This is a genomic window from Xanthomonas albilineans, assembly GCF_009931595.1.
Classification (GTDB): Bacteria; Pseudomonadota; Gammaproteobacteria; order Xanthomonadales; family Xanthomonadaceae; genus Xanthomonas_A; species Xanthomonas_A albilineans.
This window is the reverse complement of record NZ_CP046570.1, coordinates 1,762,310-1,767,186: the sequence shown is the minus strand read 5'-3', so window position 1 is coordinate 1,767,186 and position 4,877 is coordinate 1,762,310. Positions and strand designations below refer to the sequence as shown.

The 4,877-nt window shown below is 59.7% G+C and carries 1 pseudogene; it reads left to right on the top strand.

Going from position 1 to position 4,877, the window contains the following annotated elements:
* Positions 1–9: 9 nt before the first annotated feature.
* Positions 10–4,861, top strand: a pseudogene (locus tag XaFJ1_RS16500) (amino acid adenylation domain-containing protein); the annotation flags it as partial.
* Positions 4,862–4,877 lie beyond the last annotated feature (16 nt).

The window sequence follows — 4,877 nt, the reverse complement described above, 5'->3', positions numbered from 1 at the left end:
GATGCCTGTGTGCACGAGTTGTTCGAGGCGCAGGTCGCGCGTGATCCCTCGGCCATCGCGGTGGTGCAGGGTGAGGTGTCGCTGACGTATGCGGAGTTGAATGCGCGAGCCAATCGGTTGGCACATTACCTGCGCGGATTGGGTGTGCGCCCGGACGATCGCGTGGCGATCTGTGTGCAGCGTAGTGTCGAGATGGTGGTGGCGGTGCTGGCGGTGCTGAAGGCGGGCGGTGCGTATGTGCCGCTGGATCCTGCCTATCCGCCGGAGCGGCTGGCCTATATGCAATCCGATTGCGGCGCCGTTAGGGTGTTGGTTGTTACGGATACCATCTTGCCAGAGCCGCTTGAGGTCTTACGGGTCAACATTGACGATGCCGCAGTGAACGCGGCGCAATCTGACAATCCAGGATTGCGCTCATATGGCGATACGAGCGCTTATGTCATGTATACCTCCGGTTCGACAGGATTGCCGAAGGGGGTCGAAATCCCGCACCGGGGGATCAGTCGTCTCGTATTGAACAACGGATATCTGCCGTTCCATCCGAGCGACCGTGTCGCTTTTGCCGCCAATCCGAGTTTCGATGCGACCACGTTGGAGGTCTGGGGCGCGTTGCTCAATGGTGCGCGCATGGTCGTCATCGAAGCAGATGTTTTGCTGAGCCCAGTACGGTTGGCAGAGATGATCGAGCGCGAAGGAATGACCATCCTGTTCTTAACGGCAGGGCTGTTCCATCAATACGCAGAAAGCATGAAAAGCTGCCTGAGCCGCTTGCGTTATCTGCTGGTTGGGGGCGATGCGCTTGATCCAAGAATAGTGGCGAAGGTTCTGTTGGGTGGCGACGGCCCTCAACATCTTTTGAATGGTTACGGTCCGACCGAAACCACGACCTTCGCAGCCACCTATGAGGTGGGGGAGATTGATGATGGTATAAGAAGTCTTCCGATTGGTCGTCCGATCGCCAATACGCGGATCTACATTCTGGATACACACGGTGCGCCGGTGCCGATTGGGATAGTGGGCGAGCTATATATCGCTGGCGATGGTGTTGGCCTGGGTTATCTCAACTTAGACGATTTGACCACCGAACGCTTCCTCACGGATCCGTTCAGCGCCGATCCGACGGCACGGATGTATCGCACTGGCGATCTGGGACGTTGGCGTGTAGACGGCGTGATCGAGTTTGTCGGACGTAACGATCATCAGGTCAAGATCCGTGGCTTCCGCATCGAGTTGGGCGAGATCGAGGCACGGCTGAGCGCGCATGAGAGTGTGCGCGAGTGCGTGGTGGTGGCTTTGGAGATGGCAGCAGGGGCCGACAAGCGATTGGTGGCGTATTGGGTCGGTGCAGAAGATGTGAGGTCCGAGCATTTTGGCTCAGAAACCTTGCGCAATTGGCTATCCGATGTGCTGCCGGACTACATGGTGCCGGCGGCCTACGTACAATTGGAAGCGCTGCCCCTGACTCCGAACGGCAAGCTGGATCGCAAGGCATTGCCCGCGCCGGATGACGCAGCCTACGCGGTGCGTGCGTATGAAGCACCGCAGGGCGCAATCGAACAGGCCATTGCCGCGATCTGGAGTGACTTGCTGGGTCTGGAGACGATTGGTCGGCACGACAACTTCTTCGCCCTCGGCGGGCATTCGTTGTTGGCGGTACGGGTCGCTTCGCGCTTGCGTCAGGAGCTCGATGTCGAGATCGGCGTGGCCGAGTTGTTTGCCCATGCCACGCTCCAGCAGCTTGCCGCGTGTGTGATGTCTTCGTCCGGCGCGATCTTGCCGCCGATCTTGCCGCTGGAGCCGGATGCGCCGCGGGTGCTGTCCTTCGCGCAGCAACGGCTCTGGTTCCTATCCCAGTTCGAGGGCGTCAGTCAGGCGTATCACATCAGTGGTGGTTTGCGCTTGCGCGGAGCGCTGGAGACACAAGCGCTGCAACGTGCGCTGGATCGCATCGTGGTGCGGCATGCATCGTTGCGCACGACCTTCGCGTTGATCGATGGGCAGGCATTGCAGCAGATTGCCGCCGAAGACAGCGGCTTCCAGTTGATCGTTCACGATCTGCGTGATGTGCCTGAGCGCGAGGCGAAGCTGGAGCAGTTATTGGCCGAGGAGGCACAAGCACCCTTCGCCCTGGAACGCGGTCCGTTGATCCGTGGCGTGCTGGTACAGCTCGCCCAAGACGAATACGTTTTCTTCGTGACCATGCACCACATCGTCTCGGACGGGTGGTCGATGGGGATCTTGATCAACGAGCTGAGCCTGCTGTATCGGGCGTTTGCCCGTGGCGAAGCCGATCCGCTACCGCCGTTGCCGATCCAGTACGCCGATTATGCGAGCTGGCAGCGGCAATGGCTGGCGGGCGAGGTGTTGCAACAACAGGCCGCATACTGGCGCGAGGCACTGTCCGGTGCGCCGGTACTGCTGGAATTGCCGACGGATCGTCCGCGTCCGGCGCGGCAGGACCATGCCGGCGCGATGTTGGAAGTGGTCGTGGAGCCACAGCAGGCGCAGGCGCTGAAGGCACTGAGCCAGCGGCATGGGCTGACGCTGTATATGACGTTACTGGCCAGTTGGGCACTGTTGTTGTCGCGTCTGTCTGGACAGGACGATGTTGTCATTGGTAGCCCGGTGGCCAATCGTGGGAGGTCGGAGACCGAAGGGCTGATCGGGTTCTTCGTGAACACGCTGGCGTTGCGGGTGGAGGTGTCGGGTTCACCGACGCTGGCGCAACTGTTGGCGTCTGTGAAAGAACGTGCGCTGCAAGCGCAGGCACATCAGGACATCCCGTTCGAGCAGGTGGTGGAACTGGTGCAGCCGCCGCGCAGTCTGGCGCATGCGCCGCTGTTCCAGGTGATGTTCGCGTGGCAGAACACGCCGCAGGGTGAGCTGGATCTTGGCGAACTCGAGGTCAGTGGGCTGGGTGCGATGCAGACGAGCGCGCAGTTCGACCTGTCATTGTCCTTGGAAGAGAGTGAGGACGGGATCGTGGGCAGTCTGACCTATGCCACGGCGTTGTTCGAGCATGCGACGCTGGAGCGGTGGATGGGCCATTGGCGACATCTATTGGCGTCGATGGTGGCCGAAGGCGCCGAAGATATGGCGGTGGATCGTCTGCCGTTGCTGGACGAGGCCGAGCGCCATCAAGTGTTGATGGAGTGGAATGCAACGGCGGTCGATTATCCACGCGATGCCTGTGTGCACGAGTTGTTCGAGGCGCAGGTCGCGCGTGATCCCTCTGGCATCGCGGTGGTGCAGGGTGAGGTGTCGCTGACGTATGCGGAGTTGAATGCGCGAGCCAATCGGTTGGCACATTACCTGCGCGGATTAGGTGTGCGCCCGGATGATCGCGTGGCGATCTGTGTGCAGCGTAGTGTGGAGATGGTGGTGGCGGTGGTGGCGGTGCTGAAGGCGGGTGGTGCGTATGTACCGCTGGATCCGGCCTATCCGCCGGAGCGGCTGGCCTATATGCAATCCGATTGCGGCGCGGTGGCGGTGCTGACGGATGCCGCCAGTCGTAGCCTGGTCGAATGCAGTGCCACTGCGGCGGTGATCGTCGATCTGCAAGCCGACAGTGAGCATTGGGCGCATCTGCCAGACAATAATCCCGACCGCCACGCCAATGGCCTGACCGCACGCCATTTGGCGTATGTCGTCTACACCTCCGGATCGACCGGTGCACCCAAGGGAGCGATGAACGAGCATCGCGGCGTCGTCAACATGGCTTGCGCTCAGAAGCAAACGTTGCTCTTAAATCCGGATAGTCGCGTCTTGCAGTTTGCCTCTTTCAGTTTCGATGCTTGTACGTTCGAAATCATGATGGCGATCTGTTGGGGTGGTGCATTGTTTATCCCATGCAGAAATCAAATTCTGGCAGGAGATGATTTTGCTGGAATAATCAAGAAGAATGAAATAACCAACGCAACATTGCCGCCAACAGTGTTGCCTACAGTGTCAAATGTTGAAGAACTCGTTTCTTTGCAAACAGTCGTTGTCGCAGGTGAGGTACTGCCTGCTGCGATGGTGAAGCGTTGGAGCCAAGGACGACGCTTGATCAATGCGTACGGTCCCACGGAGACGGCGGTCTGTGCGTGTGTGCATGAATGTGATGCGAGTGCATCGGGTGCGCCACCGATTGGTCGTCCGATTGCCAATGTGCGCATCTACATTCTGGATGCATACGGTGCGCCGGCTCCGATTGGGGTAGTAGGCGAGTTGTATATCGGTGGCGATGGCGTGGGGCGTGGGTATCTGGATCGCGACGACTTGACTGCCGCGCGTTTCCTCGCCGATCCATTCAATACCGATCCGACGGTGCGGATGTATCGCACTGGAGATCTAGGTCGCTGGCGTGCCGACGGGACGATCGAGTTTGTCGGACGCAACGATCATCAGGTCAAGATCCGTGGTTTCCGCATCGAGCTGGGCGAGATCGAAGCGCGGTTGAGTGCACATGCGGATGTGCGCGAATGCGTGGTCGTGGCGCTGGAAGATGCGACAGTTAGCGATAAACGACTGGTGGCGTATTGGGTCGGCGCCGAGGGTGTCGATGCTGCGCCATTGCGCAACTGGCTATCGGCTGTGCTACCGGACTACATGGTGCCGGCCGCTTATGTGCAGTTGGATCGCCTGCCGCTGACCCCGAATGGCAAGCTGGATCGCAAGGCATTGCCGGCACCGGATGGTACGGCCTATGCGGCGCATGCGTATGAAGCACCGCAGGGCGAAATCGAACAGGCAATTGCCGCGATCTGGAGTGAACTGCTGGGTCTGGAGACGATAGGCCGACACGACAATTTCTTCGCACTCGGTGGGCATTCACTATTGGCAGTGACGCTGATTGAACGCATGCGGCAGCAGGATATGAAAACCGATATCGAGAA